This window comes from Bacteroides sp., from assembly GCF_030151085.1.
In the GTDB taxonomy this organism is placed as follows: Bacteria; Bacteroidota; Bacteroidia; order Bacteroidales; family Bacteroidaceae; genus Bacteroides.
Genome location: NZ_JASLER010000081.1, coordinates 46,241 through 71,363, shown reverse-complemented (window position 1 = coordinate 71,363; position 25,123 = coordinate 46,241). Strand labels below are relative to the sequence as shown.

The following is a 25,123-nucleotide window of genomic DNA, read 5'->3' as shown; positions in this document are numbered from 1 at the left end:
AAGAATTAATAACCTGCAAATTGAGTCTTGGTATCGTCTTCCCATCCGGCGTTTTGCTTGTATGTGCCGCCCGAAAGGTCGATTTGGGACTTCGGAATGCGATAGAAACCCTTGGTTTCGTTATAGCGTTGCTTGTAGCCACCACCGGCTTCGGGCATGGTAGTCGGTTTGCCGCAATTGTACATCACCTGACCTGCTTGTCTGGTAAGAGCTTCACCGGCAATGCCCCAACGGCGCAAGTCGTCCCAACGGCTTCCTTCGAATGCAAGCTCCCAGCGGCGCTCGTTGCGCAGGGCTTGGTCGCTATAGGCCACGGCGGGCAAGCCGGCACGATTGCGTACACGGTTCAGCGTGGCTGCATCTTGTGTCAGTTCGGAGTACATCAGAAGCACATCGGCAAAACGGTAGACGATGAGAGGCGTACAGTTGGAGGCCTGGTAGTTACCGGTTTCAGCTGGGTCAGCACCCATTTGGTCGAGCGACCATGAAAGCCTTTTACCGCCGGTCGAACGTACGGAAGGAATCTTCTTGTTGTGATACATGGTAAGTTCGCAAGCATCTGAGAAGGTCTCGGGCTTCAAACTTGCCGGGAATGCGAGGATGGAAGCATCGCGGCGTGGATCGTTAGGTTCGATGTTCTTCCAGTCTGACACGAGGTTTGTTGCCACGGTGCCGCAGCCCCAGCCGGTGCTGAATGGATAAACGGAGGTAGCTGTGCCCGCATGGAAACGATCATCGTCCGCATTGTTATTGTCTGCGCGGATGCCGAAGAACAGACCATATTGGTTGGTCAGGTGGAGCTTGTCGGACCATGCCGGTTGATACTGGAAGTTGATGGCAAGGATCACCTCCTTGTTGCCTTCCTTGTAACAGGTACCTGCTTCAATCATATCATTTACGAAGTCGTAATCTTTGGCAGTGTATTGGTTTGAATAGGCCCAAAGTGAGCGGTAGTCAGTCAACAGGTCATGACCGGAGTTCTTGATGCAATCGTCCAGTTTCTCAACTACATATTGCTTGTTGATGGAACCTTCTGTCTTGGGCATCTCCGATTCGCCATAGAAGCCTGTGTAGAAAAGGAAGGCGCGGGCCAGCAGGGTTTCGGCCGCCCAACGGGACACCTTACCGAATGCCAGCTTGCTCCAGCCGTCGTATGGGTAGCTCGGCATGCATTCGCAGGCTTCATAGAGGTCGTCGGCAATCAGCTTCAGGACTTCCTTGCCCTCGCGTTGTTCGGGAGCAATCTGTGCTTCTTCCACCGTCTCCGGGGCTTTTTCAATGATTGGGACATTGTTGAAGGCCAACACCAGGTTGTAGTAATTATAAGCACGCATAAAAAGGAGTTCCCCTTTAGTCTGGTTGCGTGTTTCTTCATCCGGAATGTTGTCTATCACGGCCAAAGCGGAGTTGGCGCGGGCAATGGCCTCGTAGGAATATGTCCACAAATCTTGCATTTGGTTGGTTTGGGCATACATCAGATGGTCTAAACCTTGCCACCAGGGGTCGCCGACTCCGGCACCGCCAAACATGTCATCCGACATGATGTTTGCCACTGAGAAATACTGTTCAAGGTTGTTGCCCTGAAATGGACCGTAGAAGGTTGACTTATAAACGGCGGCTACCATTTTGTTAACGTCTTCGGTTGTTGATGGGAAGTTGGTGCCGTTTTTGCCGGTGTAGTCCTGCGAGTCGAGGAAGTCATCACAACCGGAGAAGGTGAGCATGGATGCAATCCCAAGTATAAATAATTTATTGAATTTCATATTATAATATATTAAGGTGATTAGAACTTAAGATTTACACCAACCAAGTAGGTGCGGGATGAAGGATAAACACCCGTATCTATACCGCCTGCCCAGGAGTAGTCATCACTCGCTCCACCATTGGAGCCGATTTCCGGATCCATACCGGTGTACTTGGTAAAGGTGTAAAGGTTGTTGGCTGCCACATAAACCCGGAGCTGCTGGAGTGGACAAGACTTCCACAGACGCTTGAAGTCGTAACCGATAGTCACGTTCTGAATCTTGAAGTAGTCGCCGTCTTCGAGCATGGCTGCCGACATGTATTTCCAGTTCGGAGTGTCAAAACCATCGAAGAGGGGGAGTTTATTACTAGTGCCTTCGCCCTTCCAAGAACCATAGACAATCTTCTTATTGAGGTTCTCCGTGAGGAAATCCTGATTTGCCCAAGTACGTAGAATCTGTTGTCCGAAGGCTCCCGCACCGGTTACAGAGAAGTCGAAGCCCTTGTAACCGAGGTTGATGTTCAAACCCATAGTTACATCGGGGTGAGGGTCGCCAATCATGGTGCGGTCGTTGTCATCGATTACGCCGTCACCAGTCACGTCACGGTAGATGATGTCACCCGGTTTCAGCTTGTCGTTTCCACCATGAAGCTTGTCCTCATACTTCTCGGAAAACTGGCGAATCTGTTCGCCGTTCTGGAACACGCCGTTCGTGTCGTAACCGTAGAAAAAGCCGATGGGTTTGCCTATCTGTGCACGGTATACTTCACCTTCGAGCTGGTGCCAAACGGCTCCGGGGCCGTGAATGATGCCTTCGGCGTTAGCCAGCTTAGTCACTTCATTCTTGTTGTAGGACATGTTGGCGGTAATGCCGTAGCGCAGACCGTTCTTGAGTTGGTCGTTCCAGCTGAGAGAGAGTTCGATACCCTTATTGTCTACATTACCACCGTTGATGTAGGGAGCGCCGATACCATATACGCCCAAAATCGGAGCGCGAACCAGCCAGTCTTTTGTGCTTTTCTTATACCAGTCGAAAGCTAGTCCCAAACGGCTATCCAGGAAGCGGGCATCGATACCGATGTTCAGCTGCTCGGAAGTCTCCCAAGTCAGTTTGGGATTGCCCAGTACGTTGAACGAACCGCCGGTGGTGGCTTCTTCGTGGTTGCCCACGCCGAAGTAGTAAGCGTCGGAATCGTTGAATCCCACTTGTGTCAGGTATTGGAAGTTAGGGATGTTGCAGTTACCGTTCTGTCCCCAAGACGCACGGATTTTTAAGAAGTCCATGACGCCTCTGACGGATTCCATGAATTCTTCGTTTGTCACTACCCAACCTGCTGATGCGGAGGGGAAGATACCCCAGCGCTGACCTCTGGCAAAGTTTGAAGAACCGTCGGCGCGAACTGTGGCTTGCAGCATGTATTTTTCGTTGAAGTTGTAGTTGACACGTCCGAAGAAGGAAGCCAGAGAGCTGTCGTATGCAGGATGACCGCCTACGCTGACGTCAGCCAGTTTCTTGATTTGCGCATTGTCCAAGTATGCATGGTCCCAGCTGTCACCGAAAAGCAGGTTGTTACCATTGGCTTCAAGGTGTTCGCCGAACTTGTTTTGCTCAATGGTCTGACCCAATACAATGTCGATGTTGTGCTTGTTGATGTCTAATTTGTAACTCAAGGTGTTTTCGAATGAGATGTTCGACCAGGAATCCGTTGATTGGGAGGCGTTGTTCTGAGTGGCCACGTTTGTACCTGAGCTGTGGACTCTGGTCATGGTACGATAAGAGCTGTTGCCAAAGCGGTAGCTGAACTGTGACTTGTAAATCAAGTTTCGTATAGGCTGTATTTCCAGGTAAGCGCTGGCGTTCACGTTCCAGTTGTTGCTTTCATTCAATCCTTGGCTAGTGGTGTTGGCAATGGCCAGCGGGTTGATGGCGGCACCCAGTGTCCATCCGTCGGCGGACATTTCGGCGTTGGTGTAGTAGTTTCCGTTGGCATCACGAACGGGGAGTAGTGGATTGGCGTTCAATAAATCGTGTACGTTGTTCCAATACATGCTCCCTTGGGAGATACCTGTCTTGCTGCCATGTCCGATGTTCACGTTCTCGCCTAAGGTAATCACGTTGTAGGAGTTGTCCTTAGAGCGGAGCAGGGTGTGCGAGGAATTCAAGCGGATGTTGTAGCGGTCGAATTGCGATTGGTTTTCGCCGCCCAAGATACCGTCTTGCCCGGTGTAGGAGAAACCGAAGGAGAATTTCGATGCGTCGGAACCGCCCATCAGGTTGATGGAGTGGTTCTGGGTTACGGCGCCTTTGTGATAGGACTCGTCAATCCAGTTCGTTCCCTTCCAACCGTTCTTCAGTACGTTACCTTCCGCATCAAAGAGTCTTTCGTAGATGGCTGCGGGGAGCTTTGCCTGCCAGTCGGGCACGGCGGCACCACCGTTGAACTCGCGAAGCTGACGGCTGTAGATGTATTCCTGAGCATTCAGGACGTCGGGAGCCTTATATAAGTATTGTTGACCGTAGTATCCGTCGTAGGATATTTGCAGCTTGCCGGCCTTGCCCTGCTTGGTGGTAATAAGGATTACACCGTTGGCGGCACGGGCACCGTAGATGGCTGCGGAAGCAGCATCTTTCAGCACATCGATGGATTCGATGTCAGCGGGGTTCAAGTCGTTCAGGTTACCGCCGGCAACGCCGTCGATTACGTACAACGGGTCCGAATTACCCGTAGTACCCAAACCGCGGATGTTCACCTTGAAGCCTTCGCCTGCCTGACCATTCTTTTGCATAATGGTGACACCGGGAGACTGGCTCTGCATGGCAGTCAATGCCGAGGTGGTGGAAAGTTTCTGAATGTCATCGCCTTTCACCTGCACCGTGGCACCGGTGACAAGTTTCTTTTTCTGTACGCCATAGCCCACAACCACTACGTCGTCCAGTGACTGTGCGTCTTCCTTAAGAATGATTTTCATGCCCGAAGCAGCCGCAATCGTCTGGGTGGAAAAGCCCACGAAGCTGACTTCAATTGTTTGACCTGAAGCTACATCCAAAGAGAACTTACCATCGATGTCGGTAATCGTTCCCTTGGTAGTACCTTTTACGCGGATGTTGGCACCGATAATTGGTTCGCCAAAATCATCTACAACCGTACCTGTGATGTACTGTGTTTGTGCTATGGCGATGTTGCCACCTCCACTTACAAACCCCGGGGCACCACTGGCAAACAATACGAACAATGCGCTTGCGAGCCATGATTTAATAGTTTTGATACACATGTTGTTTGAATCTTGATCCGATGTTTTACCATAATTGCATTGCAGGGATCTTTTGCAACGCTGGTATTTGATTTAAGGAGGGCTCTGTTTCTTATATTTTAATGTCCGATAATAGGCGGCAGAACCCTTTAAACCGTCTAAACCAAACATTCGTTTTTGCAAAATCTACTTTTTTTAAATAGGCTATAGCTCGTTAATAACCAATACCCTGGCAAATTCTTACCGAAGTATTGTTGTAATTGTCTTGGCACAAATTTATTTTATTTCACTGGAAGACAGTTGCCGTAGTGTATCTTGTGTTACACACCTACGTTACATAGCTTTCCTTTATATTACATATCGTTTTCTTGGTGTAACATATATGTTGTATAGCAGTTTTATATACGTTTTTTACATATTGTTTTTCCCTTTTTTTTATGGTCGGCTGAACCGTTTCGACGGGTTGCATTTCTAGGGTTAGTGAATAGATTGTCCTACCTTGTATTATTTATACTTCTCGACAGGAATCATTTAACTCAAAACGGTACAATAATGCACCAAAGTACTTACTTCCCACAACGAAGCAGCTCGATAATCAGTAAAAGCCAACTATAAAGGAAAGCTATCGGCCCGCCTATGACCAATAACAGGTAGATGCTTACGATAGAATAAGCAATAACGAAAAAGTTATCAGGCCAATTATTAGGGGCATAGAAGCAAATGTTACATAAATGAAAGCCTTTGTAACACTGACAATATAACGTGTTACACAATCATACCCATTACAAGAAGTGTATTTCTTACATTTGCAACGGAGGTATTCCCCGGCTTGGTATCAAGAAATTCAAGCAGCAATAAGCATCTGATAAAATTATGAATTAATTACGACAACATACTTATGAAAAACAATTTATTATTGTCCGCAATTGCTTCCCTATGTCTCATGACCGGCATGGTACAAGCGCAAAATCCTATTATCCGCGACCAGTTCTCGGCCGATCCTACGGCTAAAGTTTTCGAAGGAAAAATGTATCTATATCCTTCTCACGACATACCAAGTCCTATAGACCGACTGAAAGAATGGTTCTGCATGGCCGATTATCATGTATTCTCTTCTGATAATCTGACTGATTGGAAAGACCATGGTGTCATTGTCAGCCAAACGAATGTCCCCTGGGTGCAACCTGATTCCTACACTATGTGGGCGCCCGACTGTGTCTACAAAGATGGCAAGTATTACTTCTACTTCCCTGCTGCTCCTCGTGGCACAGAAAAAGGTTTTGCCGTAGGAGTAGCTATCTCAGACAAACCTTACGGCCCCTTTATGCCACAAATGCAAGCTATAAAAGGAGTGAACGGCATTGATCCGTGTGTATTGATAGATACAGACGGACAAAGCTATATCTACTGGGCTGGGCACGGAATGTTTATGGCTAAACTGAAGAATAATATGACTGAATTGGCTTCAGATCCTATTCCAGTCTCGGAATTACCCGACGGATTCAAAGAAGGTCCTTTCGTTTTTGAGCGGAAAGGAAAATACTATTTCACCTTTCCTTGGGTAAAGGATAAGACGGAAAAATTAGCCTATTGCATGGGAGATAGTCCGATGGGACCTTTTGAGTTCAAAGGAATCATTATGGATGAATCACCTACGGACTGCTGGACGAACCACCACTCTATAGTGGAATATCAGGGACAATGGTATCTCTTCTATCATCACAACGATTATTCGCCGCATTTTGACAAGAATCGTTCTGTACGCGTGGATTCTCTCTCTTTCAATGCCGATGGTACAATCTGTAAAGTAACCCCTACGCTACGTGGAGTAGGTATTACTGATGCGCGCACACGTATTCAGATAGACCGCTACAGCAATATCAGTTCTACAGGGGCTTCTATTGACTTTTTAGATGAAGCCGATAAGTTTCAGGGCTGGAAGGTTGTCTTTAACAAAAAGAACGCCTGGCTACAATACAATCGAGTGGACTTTGACAACGAAAAAGTACAGGAACTGACTGTGCGCACCCGTTCTACATCGGGCGGAGTACTGCAAGTGCGCACCGGAAAGAGCGGCAAGCTGATAGCAACCGTCAGCATACCTCGCAGCAAAGAATGGGTAGAGAACCGTGTACAGGTTACTTCGGCTCCTACGGGAATACAAGATTTGTATGTATCACTTCAAAGTGGCTCGCAGGTAGAGGTAGATTGGATAGGTTTTGATGCACTACCGTGGGAAGAAGGTGCTTTTAAAACCCGCAAGTATCGCAATTTATTTGCTGAAGTGGGTTATAAACAGAAAGATATTGATGCCAAACTGAAGGAAGTGTTCGATGGTGTATTCTATGGTCCCGACAAGGTCTATTTTGAAGTAGGCGACTCCATGGCCTATATCAGTGACATCAAGAATCACGATGTGCGTACCGAGGGCATGTCCTACGGATTGATGATTGCCGTACAGTTTGACCGTAAAGAGATTTTCGACCGCTTGTGGCGCTGGGGAAAGAAAAATATGCAACATCAGGACGGACCTCTGAAAGGTTACTTTGCCTGGAGTTGTAAGACCGACGGTACAAGCAATGCTCAGGGCCCGGCTTCGGATGGGGAACTTTACTACGTTACAGCCCTAATCTTTGCTTCTAATCGTTGGGGCAATGATACAGGCATCGATTACTTGGCTGAGGCTCGGAATATCCTGGACTGTTCCATGCAGAAGGCCGGGATGGATAGAGTGGCTCCTCTCATCAATCTGGAACAGAAGTTAATTACATTCACTCCCGACTCTTGGGGAGGAAGATTTACCGATCCTTCTTATCATCTGCCTGCATTTTATGAAGTATGGGCCAGATGGGCTAATGATGGCAGAACAGACTTCTGGAGAGAGTGTGCCCGCCAAAGCAGAGAGTATTTGCATCGCAGCATCCATCCGGTGACAGGTCTTAATCCGGATTACAATAATTATGACGGTACTCTGCTTGGCTGGAATCGGATTATCGGTGATGCTTTCCGTTTTGACTCTTGGCGTGTACCCATGAATATTGCTTTGGACTATTCCTGGGCGTGTGAAGATATCAAATGGCAGCAAGAGTATGGAAACAAGATACAGAACTTTCTTTATAGCCAAGGCATAGATACTTTTGTCGACCAGTATAATGTGGACGGCACTCAGGTGAAAGAGATTCTGGGAGCCGGAGAGCATAAACAACTTCGCCATTCCTTGGGATTAGTGGCTACTGCGGCTGCTGTATCCCTAACCAGTACGCACTGTAAGAGCCGTGAGTTCATTGACCGGCTTTGGAATGCGAACCATGTTCCTTACGAAGACGGTTATTTTGATGCCTATTATGACGGACTACTTCGATTGTTCGCCTTTATGCACCTGAGTGGAGAATACCAAATTATTTTCCCCCAATGAATATGAATAATTATTTGTATGTAACCTATTAAATGATAAGTAACAAATTATGAAATACATCCTGTTAATCAGCATATCTTTCTTAATGGCATTAGCAACTTTTGCACAAGTACCCGCCCCATCCAATATGCATGGTTGTGATTATCCGCGTTTGGATAAGGAAAACCGGGCATATTTCCGTATCTATTCGCCGGACGTAAAAAGTCTTCAAGTGGATATATGCGGCAAGAAATATGACCTGAGCAAAGACGAAAACGGTTGGTGGACAGGGAAAACAGACCCGTTAGTAGTTGGTTTCCATTATTACTTTTTGTTGGTGGACGGATTCTCGGTTATTGACCCGATGAGCTGTACTTTCTTTGGATGCAGCCGCATGGCCAGCGGTATTGAAGTACCTGAAGGCAAGGAAGGAGATTATTATCGTACTCAGAACGTGCCTCACGGACAAGTGCGCATTTGTACTTACTATTCAGAGAGCCAGCAGCGTTTCCGTCGTTGCATAGTCTACACACCGGCAGAATATGAACAGAACACGAAAAAGCGTTATCCGGTGCTCTATCTGCAACACGGTATGGGGGAAGATGAAACAGGCTGGAGCACGCAAGGGCTCATGTACAACATTCTTGATAATCAGATAGCAGAAGGCAAGTGTGTACCTATGATTGTCGTTATGGAGAGTGGGGATATTGAAGTCGGCTTCCGTCCCCGTCCCGGAAAGGATGTGGATGCAGAACGCAATTTGTATGGTGCTTCATTTGCCACACTGATAATAAATGACCTTATCCCAATGATAGATAAAACATTCCGAACCTATACTGATCGGGAGCATCGTGCCATGGCAGGATTGTCATGGGGCGGCAAACAAACGTTCGATATAACACTTACTAATTTGGATAAGTTTGCTTATATAGGTGGCTTCAGTGGGGCTATCTTCGGTCTGGATATAAAGAATGCTTTTAATGGAGTGTTTACCGACGCAGCCGATTTCAACCAAAAAGTGCATTATCTTTTCTTGGGCTGCGGCACGGAAGAAAATATGGGTACTGCACAATTGGTTAAGTCTCTTCGCGATATGGGTATTCATGTGGCTTCGTATGAATCGCAGGGAACGGCACACGAATGGCTCACTTGGCGTAGATGTCTGAATGAATTTATACCGAACTTGTTTAAATATAATAGCGAACAAGCATCCAACCCATTAATTTATGCCGACGTACCTGATATGTCGATCGTTCGTGTAGACGATACTTACTATATGAGCAGCACCACGATGCATATGGCACCAGGTGTACCGATTATGAAATCGAAAGACCTGGTAAACTGGGAGCTAGTGAATTATTTGTATGATACACTATCCGATGAGGTTCCTTCCATGAATCTAGACGACGGACAAAATACATACGGGCGTGGTTCGTGGGCAAGTTGCATCCGCTTTCACAATGGGATTTATTATGTTTCGACTTTTGCACAGACCACTAATAAAACCTATTTCTTTACAACTAAAGACGTAGAGAAAGGACCGTGGAAACGTATAGAGTTCTCGCCTGCTTATCATGATCATTCCTTCTTTTTTGATGACGACGGTCGTATCTATCTGATTTATGGCAATGGAAAGCTGTTCATTGCAGAGTTGAAGGATGATTTATCGGGTGTGAAATCCGGTACGGAACATGTATTGCTGGAGAATGCCAGTGCTCCTGCAGGTAACGATATCATGTTGGGAGCTGAAGGTTCGCAATTATTCAAGATTAATGGCAAGTACTATCTGTTTAATATTACTTGGCCAAGAAACGGTATGCGCACCGTGCTGGTACATCGTGCCGACAATATTACAGGCCCCTATGAAGGAAAAGTGATCTTTCAGGATCAAGGAATTGCACAAGGTGGACTTGTAGATACACCGGACGGACGTTGGTTTGCCTATCTGTTCCAAGATTGCGGTTCCGTGGGGCGTATCCCATATTTGGTACCAGTGCAGTGGCAAGATGGTTGGCCAGTACTAGGTGTAAACGGAGTAGCTCCTGACAAGTTGGAACTTCCGGCAAGTAAGGGACTTATCCCGGGAATTGTCAACTCAGATGACTTTACACGTCAGCCGGGCGAAGCTGATTTACCTCTTGTATGGCAGTGGAATCATAATCCGGATAATTCTCTTTGGTCTGTTTCTGCCCGAAAGGGGTATCTGCGCCTCACTACCGGACGTGTGGAGTCTTCTTTCATGCAGGCTAAGAACACATTGACACAGCGCACAATCGGTCCGGTTTGCTCAGGCTCCGTCTATATGGACGTTTCCGGAATAAAGGAGGGTGACTTTGCCGGTCTTTCGCTCTTTCAGCTCCAATATGGGCAAGTTGGTGTGAAGATAATAGAGGGTAAGAAGTATATAGTGATGGTGAATGGAGAATCGGAAATACCAGTGGAAGTGGAAAAGTTACCATTGAACAAAAATCGGGTTTATTTCAAGGCAGAATGCGACTTCAGGGACCGGAAGGATATCGGTTACTTCTACTATAGCCTCGACGGAAAGGAATGGAAGCCTATCGGCAATTCCTTGAAGATGAAATACACTATGCCACATTTTATGGGCTATCGTTTTGCCCTGTTCAACTATGCAACAAAAGAGGCAGGCGGTTATGCAGACTTTGACTATTTCAGAATAGAAGATAGCATATACAGCCTGCCATGAAATTAAGTTGTTTACATTAATTTCCAGTTGCATAAATACCGACCATGGTACCTGTAAATCCTCCGGCAGTCTGGGTACTGAGTAAATCAGCAGAAACTGGTTTACCTGCTTGTATCCAAGCTGCTTCAGGATTGAAAGAGTAGTTGAATGTGTAATTCACCTGATTATCTCCCACAATTTGCAGCCAGATTTTCTTATTCACCTCCTCGGCTGATAGCGGAATGATGATTTCCGTAGAACATTTTCCTTGACTATAAGCTGTCAACTTCAAGCAGGCTTTGCCTTGCGTATCCAAGGTTTTGCCAAAACGAATGTTACAAGCATCGTTATGGAAAAGAATAATGCCTGCAAAATCATCTGTGGAAACCGGAGTAAAATTGAGGGCTGTTTGTGCCTTAAATTCATTATTGGTTATCCAACGTCCGATAGCTGAAGGTTGTTTCCATTCATCAAGAGTGATACTGCGGGCATTCAGTTCCAGTTTGCCATCTTTATCTATCTTGTAATAGCAGGTCTGTGGGGTACGTATAAAGAATGCCTCATTAGCCAGTCCGTCTGTAGTCCAAAGTGGAGTCGGAGCAAGTGGACGGTTATGATAAGTCATAGTTGTTCCGGCAGGAAGAATGATAGGTTGATTGTCTTTCCATGTAACAGGCAGTAAGAAAGTTTCACGTCCCATGACGTCGTGTCCGTTCTGATAAGGACGTACAGCAAGGAATACCGAATACCAATCACCTTCCGGTGTCTGTACCAGATCAGCATGACCCACACAAGTAATAGGATTCGGACGATCATCAGGCAAGTCACGTTGTGTCAGGATTGGATTTACCGCACAAGGCTTGAAAGGACCGAAAGGGGAAATCCCTGAGAAAATAACTTCACAATGGTTCGGTCCGGTACCACCTTCCGCAGCCATCAGATAGTAAGTGTCGTTAATATGATAGAGGTGCGGGCCTTCAATCCAACTGGGCTTTTGCGTAATATCTACACCCCCATTGATAATCAGTTTTTGTTCGCCTTTTGTGCAACCACTTTTCCAGTCGAATTCACGTATCCAGATAGCACGATGCCCGTCATATAAAGGTTTTCCAATGGGAGCATCATTATTGACAATGTAAGCCTTGCCATCTTCGTCAAAAAGAAAACTGGGATCGATGCCACCTACTTCGGGAAGGAAAACCGGATCACTCCACTCCCCTTTCTTCGGATTATCTGTAGTGACAAAGAAGTTTCCACCACCATCTACAGCAGTAGTGATCATATAGAATAACTTATTGTGGGGATTAAATTTTATGTCGGGGGCATAAATACCACCACTGATGCGCAACCCTTCTTTTAAGGGAAGTTGGGAAGGTCGGTTCAGTACGTAGCCCAATTGTTTCCAGTTCTTGAGGTCGGTACTATGCCAAATGGGCACACCCGGATAGAATGCGAAAGAAGAATTAACCAAATAATAATCGTTCCCTACACGGCAAATACTAGGATCGGGATAGCAACCGGGTAATATGGGATTGGAATATTTAATATTTTCCGTATCAATATTTACCCTCGCTTTATCAACAGAATAAGTAAAACTGTCAAATACAGCTTTCTTTTCAGTAAAAGATTTCTGACTATAACTGTTCCCAATTATCAATAGATTTAAAATAAAAAAAAGAAAAACTCTTTTCATTGCTTCACGGTATTAGTTCAGGATACAAAGATAATGCCCTATCCTTTGAATCAAGCAAAAGAATGTTGCACAAAACTTTATTCAGGTAACATGTACTTTCGTGTATGTTACATAAGTTTTTGTTTATCGTACTTTTAGCGTTGGAATACCTTTAAAGGCATATCTATTTTGATAGAATAAAGAAGTTTTTTCTACCTTTGCTTATTCTCATAAATATCAAATACTAATATGAAAACACTTTCCCGGTATATATGTATCTGGATCATGACAATAACATTGTTCATGCTATGTCCTTTCTTGAAAGCCCAAACAAGAAACTTTTATTCTACAGAAAATGGATTGTCAAGCAGTTTAATAAATCAACTTTTCCAAGATAGTAAAGGATTTATCTGGGTAGCTACCGAATATGGACTGAATCGTTTTGATGGACTTAGTTTTTCCAATTATACACATGAATCCAATGACTCTCTTTCCCTAACGAGTAATTATGTTCGTACGCTTTTTGAGGATAGCCGTCATAATTTGCTAATAGGATGTATTAATGGACTTATGGAATATAACCGGGAAACGGATAATTTTCGGGAGATCCCTTTGATACGTGCAGGTAAGCGGGTTACTCCACATGTTACGCATTTTCAAGAATTGCGTAGCGGTGAAATCTGGCTGAGTACCAGTGGACAGGGTTTATTTCGTTTGGATAGCTTGTTGAATCAAGCTGTATCTGTTGACAGTTTGTTTCAGCAGTTGAATTGTACTTATCAATCTAAATTTTGTATTGACTCGCGTTCGGAGATTTGGATAGGTACGGATGGGAATGGTTTGGCTCATTATATACCGAAAACAAAGGAACTGCAATTTTTCAAGTATCCTACATTTAGTGATAACAATGTGACTTCCGTTATAGAAGATCATTCGGGAAATATCTTTGTCGGTACACAGAAAGAAGGGTTATCACGATATGATAATAAGAAGGGACAGATGGTGCCCGTTCCTTATAACGGTGAAGATGGAAAACTATCTATCTATTGTATGTCTATAGTGAATGGCCAGCTTTGGGTAGGAACTGATGGACAGGGAGTGAAAATCTATAATCCCTTAAAAGAACAATTGGAAGACTATAAGATAAATTCTGCACCGGTAGATTTCTCGGAAGGGAAGGTACATTCTATTATGGAAGACCGAGACGGTAATTTGTGGATAGGATTATTTCAAAAGGGGATTGTTTTGGTACCCAAACAAGAAAATTTATTCGAGTATTATGGCAATAAATCAATTTACTATAATCCCATTGGGCAAGGATGCGTTATGTCTGTTTTTCAAGATCATAACCAACATTTATGGGTAGGTACAGATAATGAAGGTCTTTATGAATTGGGAACAGATGGCAAACGGTTGCGTCATTATAGTCCTGATTATTCAGAGAATTCCGTACCTAAAACTATCATCTGTATATTTGAGGACTCTGAACAAAATCTATGGATAGGTTCTTATGGGCAAGGATTAGCCAAACTAAATAAAGCTACGGGACAATGTGAATATTTCCAACTAATAAATAATTCTATTATATATTCAATTGCAGAGGATCAAGAAAAGAATTTGTATTTCGGAATGTTTGGCACCGGCTTTTATCAATATAATTTACAGTCTAAAGAATTGAAACACTTTGAATCGTCTAAAGATGAAAAAGGTGATTTAAAACGTGATGAATTAGTAAATGATTGGATAAACTCTATTTTTTGTGACAGTGAAGGACTCGTATGGTTAGGAAATTATATGGGGGTGAGCTGTTTTAATCCAAAAACAAATAGCTTCTTAAACTATAAACAGACAAATACGCTAATAACAGGTTGCATTGGATACGCATTTGCAGAAGACTGTGCAGGAAATATTTGGGCAGGTACCTCAAATGGGCTCTATTGCTTCTCGAAGAAAACAGGTGAGCTGCAACTATTTACAACTAGTAATGGCTTGCCGAATAATGTAATTTGTGGAATTTGTGAAGATGAAAAAGGAAACATTTGGGTCAGTACCTATAAAGGTATCAGTAAATACGATGTAAAAAAGAATTCTTTTGTGAATTACTATTCCGGAGATGGTTTACAAGGAAACGAGTTTACACATGGAGCGTATTATAAAGATAAAGCTGGTAAAATTTATTTTGGTGGAGTAAATGGAATAACAAGTTTTTTCCCTAAAAAGATAAATACAGACTCTAAAGAGTTAAAGGTTTGCATTACAGATTTCTTTATATATAACCAGCCTGTACATAAAAATACTCTTTCCGGTGGAGAGCCTGTAATTTACTCTTCGGTGCAAGATGCCAATATCTTCCAGCTTTCACATAGTGATAATACATTCAGTATTGCATTTTCTACTTTACAGTATAATAATCCGGAACAGATAGTCTACCAATACAAGATCGTTGAACTGAGCAATCAATGGTCTGTAACAGAACCCGGAACGAATCGTGTAACATATAATAATCTACTTCCCGGTAAATATACTTTCCGTGTACGTGCTATTAATCATGGTAATTATTCGGAGATACATACTATAAAAATATTGATTGCCTCCCCTTGGTATGCAACGTGGTGGGCGTATTGCCTCTATGTAGGGCTGGCGGTATTGCTTATATGGGGAATTATAAATAATGTAATATCACGTATACGTCATCGTCGTGAAATTATGAAACGCGAACATGATAAACAGTTAAACGAAGCCAAATTACAGTTCTTCATAAATATATCCCATGAGATCCGTACTCCCATGACGTTAATTATTAATCCACTGGAAAAGCTATTGGCGCAAGAGAACAAAGGAGAACTGCATAAAACATATTTAATGATATATCGTAATGCCCAGCGTATTCTCCGACTAATTAATCAGTTGATGGATATACGAAAGCTGGACAAGGGGCAAATGTTCTTGAAATTTCGTGAGACCGATATAGTTGGTTTCATTGATGATGTGATGCAGCCATTTGAATACATGGCACATAACAAGAATATCAATTTTGTTTTTCTGCATGATGTACCCCAGCTGAACGTATGGGTCGATCTGAATAATTTTGATAAAGTTCTGATGAATGTGCTTTCCAACGCCTTCAAATATACGCCTGAAGGCGGAGAGATACAAGTTAGTCTTTCTGTAGGCAGAGATACTTCTTGTAAAGATGCCCTACGTGATTATTTTGAAATTGTAGTTACAGATAGTGGTATCGGCATTGATAAGGATAAAATAGATTGTATTTTCGAACGTTTCTATCAAATAGATAATGATGTGACGAAATCAAATTTCGGAACCGGTATTGGGTTGCATTTATCTCGGCTGCTGGTTCAATTGCATCATGGAGTTATTCGTGCCGAAAATAGAACAGACGTTTCAGGCAGCCGCTTCATCATTCGTATGCCATTAGGCTCTGAACATTTAAGAACAGATGAAATGGAGGAAGCTACTTTTTCAGTGACGCATTCACATCTACCAAATCTTAAAGAAGATTTGATTGAAGACATGGATGAGAACCAGACAAGTAAACCTAAAACTCGTCAAAGGATATTGGTGGTTGAAGATGAAGAAGAAATCAGAGCTTATCTGAAAACAGAATTGTCGGATGACTACAAAGTGACAACTTGTTGTAACGGCAAGGAAGCATACAATTTTATTCTGAAAGAAATGCCTGATCTGGTTATCAGCGATATTATGATGCCTGAAATGGATGGCTTGACATTGTGCCATAAATTAAAGCAGAATACTAATGTTAATCATATACCTATTATATTATTGACTGCAAAGTCGAGAATGGAAGATACTTTGGAGGGTATGGAAACGGGTGCCGATGGCTATATCGTGAAACCTTTTAACACAGAACTGCTAAAAAGGACGGTTGCCAACTTAATAACTAATAGGAGATTATTGCGTAATAAATTCAGCGGAGCACAGCAACAAGAAGACAAAATAGAGAAGATTTCAATGAAATCGAATGACGAGGTCTTAATGGATAGAATTATGAAAGTGGTGAATAAACATTTCAGCAATCCGGAACTGAATGTTGAGATGCTTGCCTCGGAAGTTGGACTTAGTAGAGTACATGTGCATCGTAAGTTGAAAGAACTCACTAATTTATCAACGCATGATTTCATTAAAAACATTCGATTGCAGCAAGCTGCTTCTTTGTTGGATCAGAATAAGAAAATGACGATATCAGAAGTTGCATACGCTGTAGGATATACAAACCTATCGCATTTTTCCAATTCCTTTAAAGAGAAGTATGGTATGTCTCCAAAAGAGTATATGAATAAGAATTGATAAGAATGTCACCTATATCCGTCCCATTCATCTTTCTCCAAAGTTTTATGGGACTGATTCTCTTTTTGAAATTCAATTATCTTCTCATAATAATAGTTCATCCACTTCTGCTCAACTTTGGTTTCATAAAATCTGATTTCTGCATGTATCCAAAAGCACAATGCTATAATTACAAGTAGAATAGGTACTATAATTCTAATAAATGGATTTAAAGAACAAGGCATTTTCATAATATACATGTTTTATGATAGTTTCTCATTTGACATTGATACGAATTCATCTTAGAATAGAGACAAGAGAATGTGACCTCGAATAAATAGGATCGACCAATCAGCTTCTTTGCGATATTGCAAAGTTCATTCCTCACTTCTTGCATACAGGACGAAGTCAAGGCTTCAAACACCTTTTTATCACGCGTCTTTATAATATATACGGTAGAAGACTTGCCTCTTTGAATGAACAAGGCGATTTTGTACCAATCAAGACTTTGATTGAAATGTGGTACTCTGTAGAATTTTATAATAACTGTTCGCATATTCGTAGAACTAAAAGAACGCACCCAGAGCAGTTTAAGGTCCACTGAGGTCTGCAACAACCCGAACATACTATAAACTGAATAGGTGCGCCTATCGTAAGTTCGATTAAACATACGAAGCACTTATTCAGTTTTGTATGTTCATTAAGAAGTTGCAGTTTCAGTGAACACAAAACCGAATCAATAAAGCGTACTTCTATTTGAAGTACAATGCAAATGTAAGAAAAAGGCAAGACAATAAGAAAGATATTGCGCAAATATATTTTGCACGAGAGCAATTAGTGCATTCCTGACGGTTTATGAGTTAAATGTGATATGGTAATAGTAGGATCAGTATCCCATTAGCAGTCAACATATTCTGTTTCTTTTAAGGAAACGATCCGTTTCAACTAGAGAAACAGTTTGTTTCAAATAATGAAACAACTCGTTTCAACGTACAAAACAAATCATTTCTATAGGTTAAAACTATTTATTTTCTTATTTAAAACAAAGTGTTTTTATACTAAAAAACAAAATGTTTAGCACTATGAACTAACATATTAACTTATTACTTGCAACCTGAAATGATAGTTCTGCCATAAGCGTTCTATGGTACTACACTATTTACAAGTATATGTGTTGCAGATAAAACATCTGCCACCTATCTGCAACAGGTATCTGCAACACTGTAGTAGTTTAGTTATCAGAAGCATATAAGCAAAAAGGTGGCAGATGGCAGATGTTTTTTCAAAAACAAACTTTTGTGTAGAGAGCGAATTCTAATTGCGAATAAAAGAGCATAAAACACTCTAGTCAACAAGAAAAGACTTACCTTTGCTAAGAACATATATCCATCATCATCATGAAACGTATCTTACTAGCCATCTGTGTGATGGCATTGTCCGTGATTACTTACGGGCAGAATTCTTCTGTACCGAAGAATAGTTCCCCAACCGGAGAAAAGAGCAATTTTACTTTCGCTTGGCTCACCGATGTACACCTCAACTCTTTTGCGTATGCCGAAGACGACCTCCGGCAATCTATCGAAGACATCAATGCTAATCCAGCTATAGATTTTACTATCCTCAGCGGGGACGTTACGGAATTCGGTGATACGAAAGAGTTCTATATGTTACAGGATATTCTGAAGAATTTCAAGAAACCTTACCTATTGCTACCCGGTAACCACGACGTGAACTGGAGCGAAAACGGATGTACTATGTTTGATAAAGTATTCCGTGCCTCTCACTTTTGCTATGACTGGAAAGGTATGAGATTCATTGGTTGCGGAGCCGGTCCTAGTCTGCGCATGGGTCCTCCGCACATTCCACGCGAAGAAATTCTTTGGCTGGACTCTATTGTACGCGCCACGCCCAAGGAACAACCCATTATTTTCGTCAACCACTTCCCCCTCAATCAAGATTTGAGTAATTGGTACGAAGTGATCGACATCCTGAAAACACGCAATATCCAAGTTGCCCTTGCCGGACATCTGCATGCAAACAGGGCGTACGATGCCGAAGGTATTCCCGGTGTAATCGGTCGCTCCTCCCTGCGCAGGAAAGATCCGATAGGCGGCTACAATCTGGTAACAGTAGCAAAGGATACTATAAGGTTCAATGAACGCATCATCAAAACTGAAACACTTCCGGCATGGAACACAATCCCTCTTGCAGTCGTTCAGGAAAAAGAAGACACTGTTTATTACCGTCCCGATTTCAACATCAACGCCGCCTACCCTTCCATCCGCGAAGTCTGGAAAATGAAGGATATAACCGATGTAGCCTCACAAGGCAGTATCGACGAAAACCTGTACATCTATACCAATACAGCAGGAATGGTACATGCGCTAGATGTCCGCACCGGAAAAACCCTTTGGACTTATGCTACCGGAAACAAGATATTCTCCGCACCTTTCATAACCCCAAAACTAGTTATCGTTTCCTCTTGCGACGGTTATATCTATGCATTAGATAAAAAGAAAGGTACTACCCTCTGGAAGTACAATACAAATTATCCAATTGTTGCTTGTCCCGTGGTAGCGGACGGAGCCATCTATATAGGCAGCAGTAATGGGAAATTTTACTCCATCCGCCTGGCAGACGGTACACTCAATTGGGTTACCGAAGGATTGAACGGATATATCGAATCCCGTCCCGCCATAGACAAAGAGCTGGTTTATATCGGGACTTGGGGAGCTATGTTCTATGCTTTCGACCGGACAACGGGGAAGAAGGTTTGGGAGTTCGATACCAAACGAGGAAGATACTTTTCACCCGGCGCTTGCTGGCCGGTAGCATTGCCCTACGCAAAGAATGGAACTCAGGCAGAACAGATTATCGTCCTCAGTTCCGACTACTTTGTCCGTGCTTTCAACCCGCAAGACGGAACCCTTCTTTGGGCATCGGACGAGGCAAAAGGTCGGGAGTCTTTAGGCTTCTCACCGGATGGAAAGACGATGTACATCAAAGGTATTAAAAATAACATCACCGCTGTAGATATATCCAAAGGTACATACACCCCACTTTGGAATACATTGATGCCTTACGAAAGCAACTTCATCCCCACCCGTATGGAAACTACCGAAGATTATGTATTCATCCCTACCGAATTCGGCGTCGTTCATGCCGTGCGGACAGATGGAAGTGGGATAGCATGGAGTCATAAGGTATCGCATTCGGCAGTAACTTCATTAAAGTGTACATGCCCGAACCGTCTTATCGTTATGACTATGGACGGTACCGTAACCTGCCTTAGATTTCCCAAGAAATAAGAAAGTGTCTAATCAATAAAAAGGAAAGTTCCGACATACTAATAAATAAAAGAAGCTGTAAGAAGGAGAATTTACTCTCTTCTTACAGCTTCTCTATATGATTAGCCTTGAGGGTTACTCACCGCCACCACCACCTTCGCCGCCACTCTTCACATCATCATTACTGATAGTACGTGCAGCTTTCTTCACGCTTGCCTTCAACTCGCCGATACGGTAGCTAACGCTCACGCCATAACGCATACGAGAATATTTATAATTACTTTCTTGGCGGAAACCTACTCCTTCGAGCGTATTTTTATTATCCATATACTTCTGGAAGAAGTTACCAGCAAATGCGGTAAGTGTCAGTCTCTTCTCTTTCAAGAAAGAACGGTTGACGCTAATATTGTAGTCATAAAAACTACTACCCTTACCTTGCAACATAACATAAGGAGTAGCTCCCATCAGATTCAAACTGCCACGAATATCAAGAGGGAAAGTATGCTGAACACCTCCATAAGCAAAAGCACTCCAACCACTATTTGTTAAGTCTTGTGCCGGACTATTCAAATAAGAATAATCGAGACTAAGGTTCATGTAAATACGTGTTTTAGCTGATGCATTCCAGTTGATATATGCACTCAAACCTCCATTTTTACTACGACCAATGTTCTCGTAAGTAGAGAAAAGTAAATCTTTCTCGGCTATGGTACCCAATCCCGGAATCTTATCACCTGAATGCAGTAATTCTGTAACCCGCTCTATTCCACTATTGTTAAACGAATAGCGTGCGGAAAGATTAATATTGAACTTTTGAGTAAAGTTACTGTAACTCAGATTGAATGCATGGCTCTTTTCACTCTCCAAATTAGGATTACCCATTGAAATGTTTGTAGGATCTACATCATTCACGTAAGGATTCAGGTACCAAATACCCGGACGCCAAATACGCATATTATACCCTAAACGGATATTCGACATATCAGTCAGTTTATAGCCCACAGTTGCAGAAGGTACCCAGTCATTGAAATTCACCTTAAAGTCATCCCCCTTTCCAACAATGTACTTCACATTCTGCATGGTACGTTCGTAACGCAATCCTGCCTTCAGGGAGACTTTCTTTACCTTGACCGAATAACCTAAATATCCGGCAAGAATATCGTTCAGATGCTTATAATCACTACTGCGTTCTTTATCCAATTCATAGCTATCGCCTGTAGCCTCGTAACGCCAATCTTCACTGGTATTATTACGAATTATATACTTCATACCAGCCTCCACAGTATGTATCTTTGCTATTGGGGTTGTATAATCAGCCTGGAATGTATGCTCCGCACTGTTTTGTTTTCCATCTGACCGCAGATTCTTCAAGCGCAAGAAGGATAACCATTCATCCGTCATTTCATCTTTCTCGTAAGAGAAATGAGTATAACCATCCGATGTCTGAGGTTGTGTGCTAACCTTATAAGAAATGGTAAACATCCGATCCTTCACTTTGGAAGACGTACGTTGATAGTCAATATTACCACGAATGGAATACCAAGAACTACTATTGTTATTGCGTGTGTTATACTTATACACCGGAGTATTAGAAGCAGCATTCGTCATGAAAGCATCCGAAATGCCATCGCCATCATTGTTACCACCGTACATTCCGACTGACATGGTGAGTAGACGTAACGTGTCGATCTCGTAACTTGCCTCAATATTACCGTGCTGAAAAGTACCGCTATTATCACTAGAGCCGTTGCTCATCACCCGACTTACAGTTTCGCCTTTCTCATCTAGGTTCTCGCGTGTATCATTTGAGTAGCTTTTCGGACGATTGTTATAATTTACACTGTAATTACCGGTAACAGTCAGTTTATTCTTCTTGACGGTAGCATACGCACTAGCACCAACACCTGTATTACTGGCATTACCGCTAAAAGTGGCTGTATACCCCTCAAAGCCACTACCTACCATAACGATGTTCAAGATACCACCCACACCTTCCGCATCATACTTAGCTCCCGGATTGGTAATTACCTCAATATGCTTGATGCTATTAGCAGGCATACTCTTCAATACTTCCGTCGGATTGTTGCTCATCATATTATTAGGCTTTCCATTGACATGTACCTTAAAACTGCTACTGCCGTTCACCTTAATATTATCTTCTCCATCCACCGTTACCAAAGGAACTTTTCGAAGCATCTCCAATACAGTATTTGATTTAGAGTCAGGGTCATCCTGTACATTATATTCTATCTTGTCAATATCCGCCTTCACCAAAGGCTTCTGAGCGATAACTTCTACCTGCCCCAATTCATTGGAAGCATCCGTTATGTACAATGTACCGAAATCCACCAACTTCTCACCTGCTTTCACCGTGAAATCCTTCACTATATTACTTCGCCCCACAGAAGTAATGGTCATTACAAAATTACCCGTACCAGGCACTTTCTCCTGGAAGTGGCCTTTCATGTCCGTAACCAGCATCTTCAAAGCGTTTGCAGGTGCTTCTTTCTTTACAATTTTAATGGTGGCATAAGGTTCACCCTCTTGGGTGAGCGAATCAAGCAAGATTCCTTTAATTTGAAAAGAAGTGTTTGCCGTGTTTTGTGCCACTGCTTGCCCGGATAACATCAGTATCCACAGCAGCACGATCAATTTAATTTTCATTGCGTCTTTGTATTTAGTGACTATTCTAAAATTATTGTCTTGGTATTAGACGTTTCTCGTTCGGGATTTGTCACAACGAATTCGGCAAAAGTAGCCTCTTTTCCAATATTTACGAGAGTTTCGGAGTTAAAAAAGCAAAAAGCAATTGATTTACAAGAAGTAAAAGAATAGCAACAAACAAATATTGACTGCAATGACACAACCGAACCCGCCCAATATCCATGGACGCAAAGCACTTTTCCCACCGGCAAAGAACAGTGCATAGCACATATTCACCGCTATATTGCTGACTATGGCCTGCATGGTGCAAGCTGTAATAACGAGCATTGCCACACTGCCCGTACTTTGTTGCAGTAAATTCAGAATAAATGGAGTAATATCACTGAAACCTGATACAAAAGACAATAAATTCAGTCCGCTTGTACCCGCATACTCTAACGTATAATGCGTCAAGATAGTAAATACCACAAAGAGCATGGCAAATATAAGTGCAACTTTAAATTCCAGCGGATTGCTACTGTCTTCCTCCTCCTCTAATTCACCGGAATTATACTTCCGCTTATGCTTGAAGTGAAGAAACATGGCCACTCCTGCCGATACAGCCGACATAATCAGCAGATAGGGATAGATCGTGTGAAGTGTTTCCTGACTAAAAATGCCTATCAGTATCAGGAACCGAAGAAACATCATACTTACAGCAAGCAACATGGACGCCACATACTCGGGAGCATCTTGGGGAGATGCCTTACGGCTTTTACGTGCCAATACGGAAATGGTAGCCGTACTACTGTACAAACCACCCACAATACCCGATACCAAGATACCGGATTCACGGAAAACATAGCGCCTCAGCAAATAAGAGAGATAAGAAATGCCCGATACAACGACGGTTGCCAACCAGATGCTATAGGGCGTCAGGTTAATTCCGGGAATAAGGTTATCATTGGGCAACATCGGCAAGATGATACCGCTGATAGCAAGAAATTTGGCTAGCGTAATCATTTCGTCATTCTTCATGCGCTGCGCCAGTTCGGTAAAAGTATGCTTCAACTCGGTGAGTGTGAGCACAGTCACAATGACCATGACATAGAACCACGAAGGTTGTGTGGCAACGATAGGTGCAATACAATAAGTGATCAGAGCGATAACAATGGTAGTGACTCCAAATACATGGAATTGCGATTGTTTGACGTAGTAGTTCAAACCCAACAACAAGCCTAGAATAGCTCCACCACCCATAAAAAGACGGTAATTGATAGGATCAAGGATATAGAGCAGATAGCCCAAAATACCTATAAAAGTAAAAGTACGGTCGGTTCCGAAAAGCGTGGTTTCCCCTTCGCGCTTCAAGCTGATTTTCCGCTGTGAAAGCCCGATCAGTAAAGAGAAGATGGTAACTAAGATAAATGTAACCAGTTCTCGGGGGAGATAGTCGTAAAGTTTCTCCATAATGATTTAACAATTACGGCATCCGATTGGTTTATTCCCACGTAGTAAAAGGGTGTTTCATCAGTTGCGAATTGTAATAACGAACATCGCCCGTTACTTCCTGCCCAATGAAATCAGGCTTATCAAAAGACTCATTCTCCGCAGAGAGTTCCACTTCTGCTACTACTAACCCGGCATTCTCTCCATAGAATTCATCCACTTCAAAGGTATGTTTGCCGCTACGCACCAAATAACGGGTTTTATCAATGACACCCGGCTCGCATAATTGCATCAAATCTTCTGCCTCATTCAGGGGAATCTCTTTTTCCCATTCATAACGACTGGTACCCGATGCATTAGCAGCTCCTTTAATAGTGAGATAACCTTTAGTATCACGAATGCGTACGCGCACAGTCTTTCCGCGTGCACTGCTGATGTAACCTTGCACGATGTGGCTCTGCGCGTATGCTTGTGATTTATAATCTCCCGTTACTAGAAATTTACGTTCTATCTCTTGCGGCATATCCAGATTTATTTTGCCAGGAAGGAGTAGCCTACAAACATCGCAAGTACTAAAATCAAAGCAGAAACTCCGATAATCAACAATACTTTCTGAGCTTGTTTCTCTTCTCTCTGGCTGTGCATTACTTTCTTTTTACTCTTTCCCATGGTGTTTCTTATAGTTTAAAGT

The 25,123-nt window shown here is 42.9% G+C and carries 11 protein-coding genes; 4 read left to right on the top strand and 7 right to left on the bottom strand.

Features of this window, described 5'->3' with window-relative positions; genetic code table 11:
* Positions 1-5: 5 nt before the first annotated feature.
* On the bottom strand, positions 6-1,724 hold the full coding sequence (locus Q1W14_RS16360) for a RagB/SusD family nutrient uptake outer membrane protein (protein ID WP_300703354.1): 1,719 nt from the start codon (positions 1,722-1,724) through the stop codon (positions 6-8).
* A 59-nt stretch (positions 1,725-1,783) separates the two neighbouring features.
* Positions 1,784-5,017: a TonB-dependent receptor gene (locus Q1W14_RS16355; protein WP_300703330.1), complete on the bottom strand. Its 3,234-nt coding sequence runs from the start codon at positions 5,015-5,017 to the stop codon at positions 1,784-1,786.
* An 877-nt stretch (positions 5,018-5,894) separates the two neighbouring features.
* On the opposite strand from Q1W14_RS16355, the gene Q1W14_RS16350 reads away from it, so the two are divergent.
* Together Q1W14_RS16350 and Q1W14_RS16345 are read left to right on the top strand one after the other, a co-directional pair.
* Complete coding sequence (locus tag Q1W14_RS16350; RefSeq protein ID WP_300703328.1) at positions 5,895-8,411, top strand: glycosyl hydrolase family 8; 2,517 nt, start codon at positions 5,895-5,897, stop codon at positions 8,409-8,411.
* 49 nt (positions 8,412-8,460) lie between these two features.
* Entirely contained in the window at positions 8,461-11,097 is a 2,637-nt protein-coding gene (locus Q1W14_RS16345; protein ID WP_300703326.1) for a family 43 glycosylhydrolase, read from the top strand.
* Positions 11,098-11,113: 16 nt separating this feature from the next.
* On the opposite strand, the gene Q1W14_RS16340 is transcribed toward Q1W14_RS16345, so the two are convergent.
* The gene (locus tag Q1W14_RS16340) at positions 11,114-12,769 is read right to left on the bottom strand and encodes a glycoside hydrolase family 43 protein (protein ID WP_300703325.1); all 1,656 of its coding nucleotides are present in this window, start codon (positions 12,767-12,769) and stop codon (positions 11,114-11,116) included.
* A 228-nt stretch (positions 12,770-12,997) separates the two neighbouring features.
* Between Q1W14_RS16340 and Q1W14_RS16335 the strand changes: the two genes are divergently transcribed.
* Positions 12,998-17,074: a two-component regulator propeller domain-containing protein gene (locus Q1W14_RS16335; protein ID WP_300703323.1), complete on the top strand. Its 4,077-nt coding sequence runs from the start codon at positions 12,998-13,000 to the stop codon at positions 17,072-17,074.
* 1,376 nt (positions 17,075-18,450) lie between these two features.
* Entirely contained in the window at positions 18,451-20,361 is a 1,911-nt protein-coding gene (locus Q1W14_RS16330; RefSeq protein WP_300703320.1) for a PQQ-binding-like beta-propeller repeat protein, read from the top strand.
* 114 nt (positions 20,362-20,475) lie between these two features.
* Here Q1W14_RS16330 and Q1W14_RS16325 read toward each other — a convergent pair whose 3' ends face one another.
* The 4 genes from Q1W14_RS16325 to Q1W14_RS16310 form a co-directional block, all read right to left on the bottom strand.
* Positions 20,476-23,004 (bottom strand): outer membrane beta-barrel family protein, encoded by a 2,529-nt coding sequence (locus Q1W14_RS16325; protein WP_300703318.1) that lies wholly within the window; start codon positions 23,002-23,004, stop codon positions 20,476-20,478.
* Positions 23,005-23,154: 150 nt separating this feature from the next.
* Positions 23,155-24,453: a DUF4010 domain-containing protein gene (locus tag Q1W14_RS16320; protein ID WP_300703316.1), complete on the bottom strand. Its 1,299-nt coding sequence runs from the start codon at positions 24,451-24,453 to the stop codon at positions 23,155-23,157.
* A gap of 31 nt (positions 24,454-24,484) precedes the next feature.
* A complete protein-coding gene (locus Q1W14_RS16315) occupies positions 24,485-24,955 on the bottom strand; it encodes a CYTH domain-containing protein (protein WP_300703314.1) in 471 nt (156 codons plus the stop codon).
* Positions 24,956-24,963: 8 nt separating this feature from the next.
* Positions 24,964-25,101, bottom strand: coding sequence for a hypothetical protein (locus tag Q1W14_RS16310; RefSeq protein ID WP_300703311.1), 138 nt, complete (start codon positions 25,099-25,101; stop codon positions 24,964-24,966).
* Positions 25,102-25,123 lie beyond the last annotated feature (22 nt).

Coding starts and splice junctions, on each gene's coding strand:
- Q1W14_RS16315 (WP_300703314.1), bottom strand. CDS start 24,955: ATGCCGCAAGAGATAGAACGTAAATTTCTAGTAACGGGAGATTATAAA.
- Q1W14_RS16345 (WP_300703326.1), top strand. CDS start 8,461: ATGAAATACATCCTGTTAATCAGCATATCTTTCTTAATGGCATTAGCA.
- Q1W14_RS16340 (WP_300703325.1), bottom strand. CDS start 12,769: ATGAAAAGAGTTTTTCTTTTTTTTATTTTAAATCTATTGATAATTGGG.
- Q1W14_RS16335 (WP_300703323.1), top strand. CDS start 12,998: ATGAAAACACTTTCCCGGTATATATGTATCTGGATCATGACAATAACA.
- Q1W14_RS16310 (WP_300703311.1), bottom strand. CDS start 25,101: ATGGGAAAGAGTAAAAAGAAAGTAATGCACAGCCAGAGAGAAGAGAAA.
- Q1W14_RS16360 (WP_300703354.1), bottom strand. CDS start 1,724: ATGCTCACCTTCTCCGGTTGTGATGACTTCCTCGACTCGCAGGACTAC.
- Q1W14_RS16350 (WP_300703328.1), top strand. CDS start 5,895: ATGAAAAACAATTTATTATTGTCCGCAATTGCTTCCCTATGTCTCATG.
- Q1W14_RS16320 (WP_300703316.1), bottom strand. CDS start 24,453: ATGGAGAAACTTTACGACTATCTCCCCCGAGAACTGGTTACATTTATC.
- Q1W14_RS16355 (WP_300703330.1), bottom strand. CDS start 5,017: ATGTGTATCAAAACTATTAAATCATGGCTCGCAAGCGCATTGTTCGTA.
- Q1W14_RS16325 (WP_300703318.1), bottom strand. CDS start 23,004: ATGAAAATTAAATTGATCGTGCTGCTGTGGATACTGATGTTATCCGGG.
- Q1W14_RS16330 (WP_300703320.1), top strand. CDS start 18,451: ATGAAACGTATCTTACTAGCCATCTGTGTGATGGCATTGTCCGTGATT.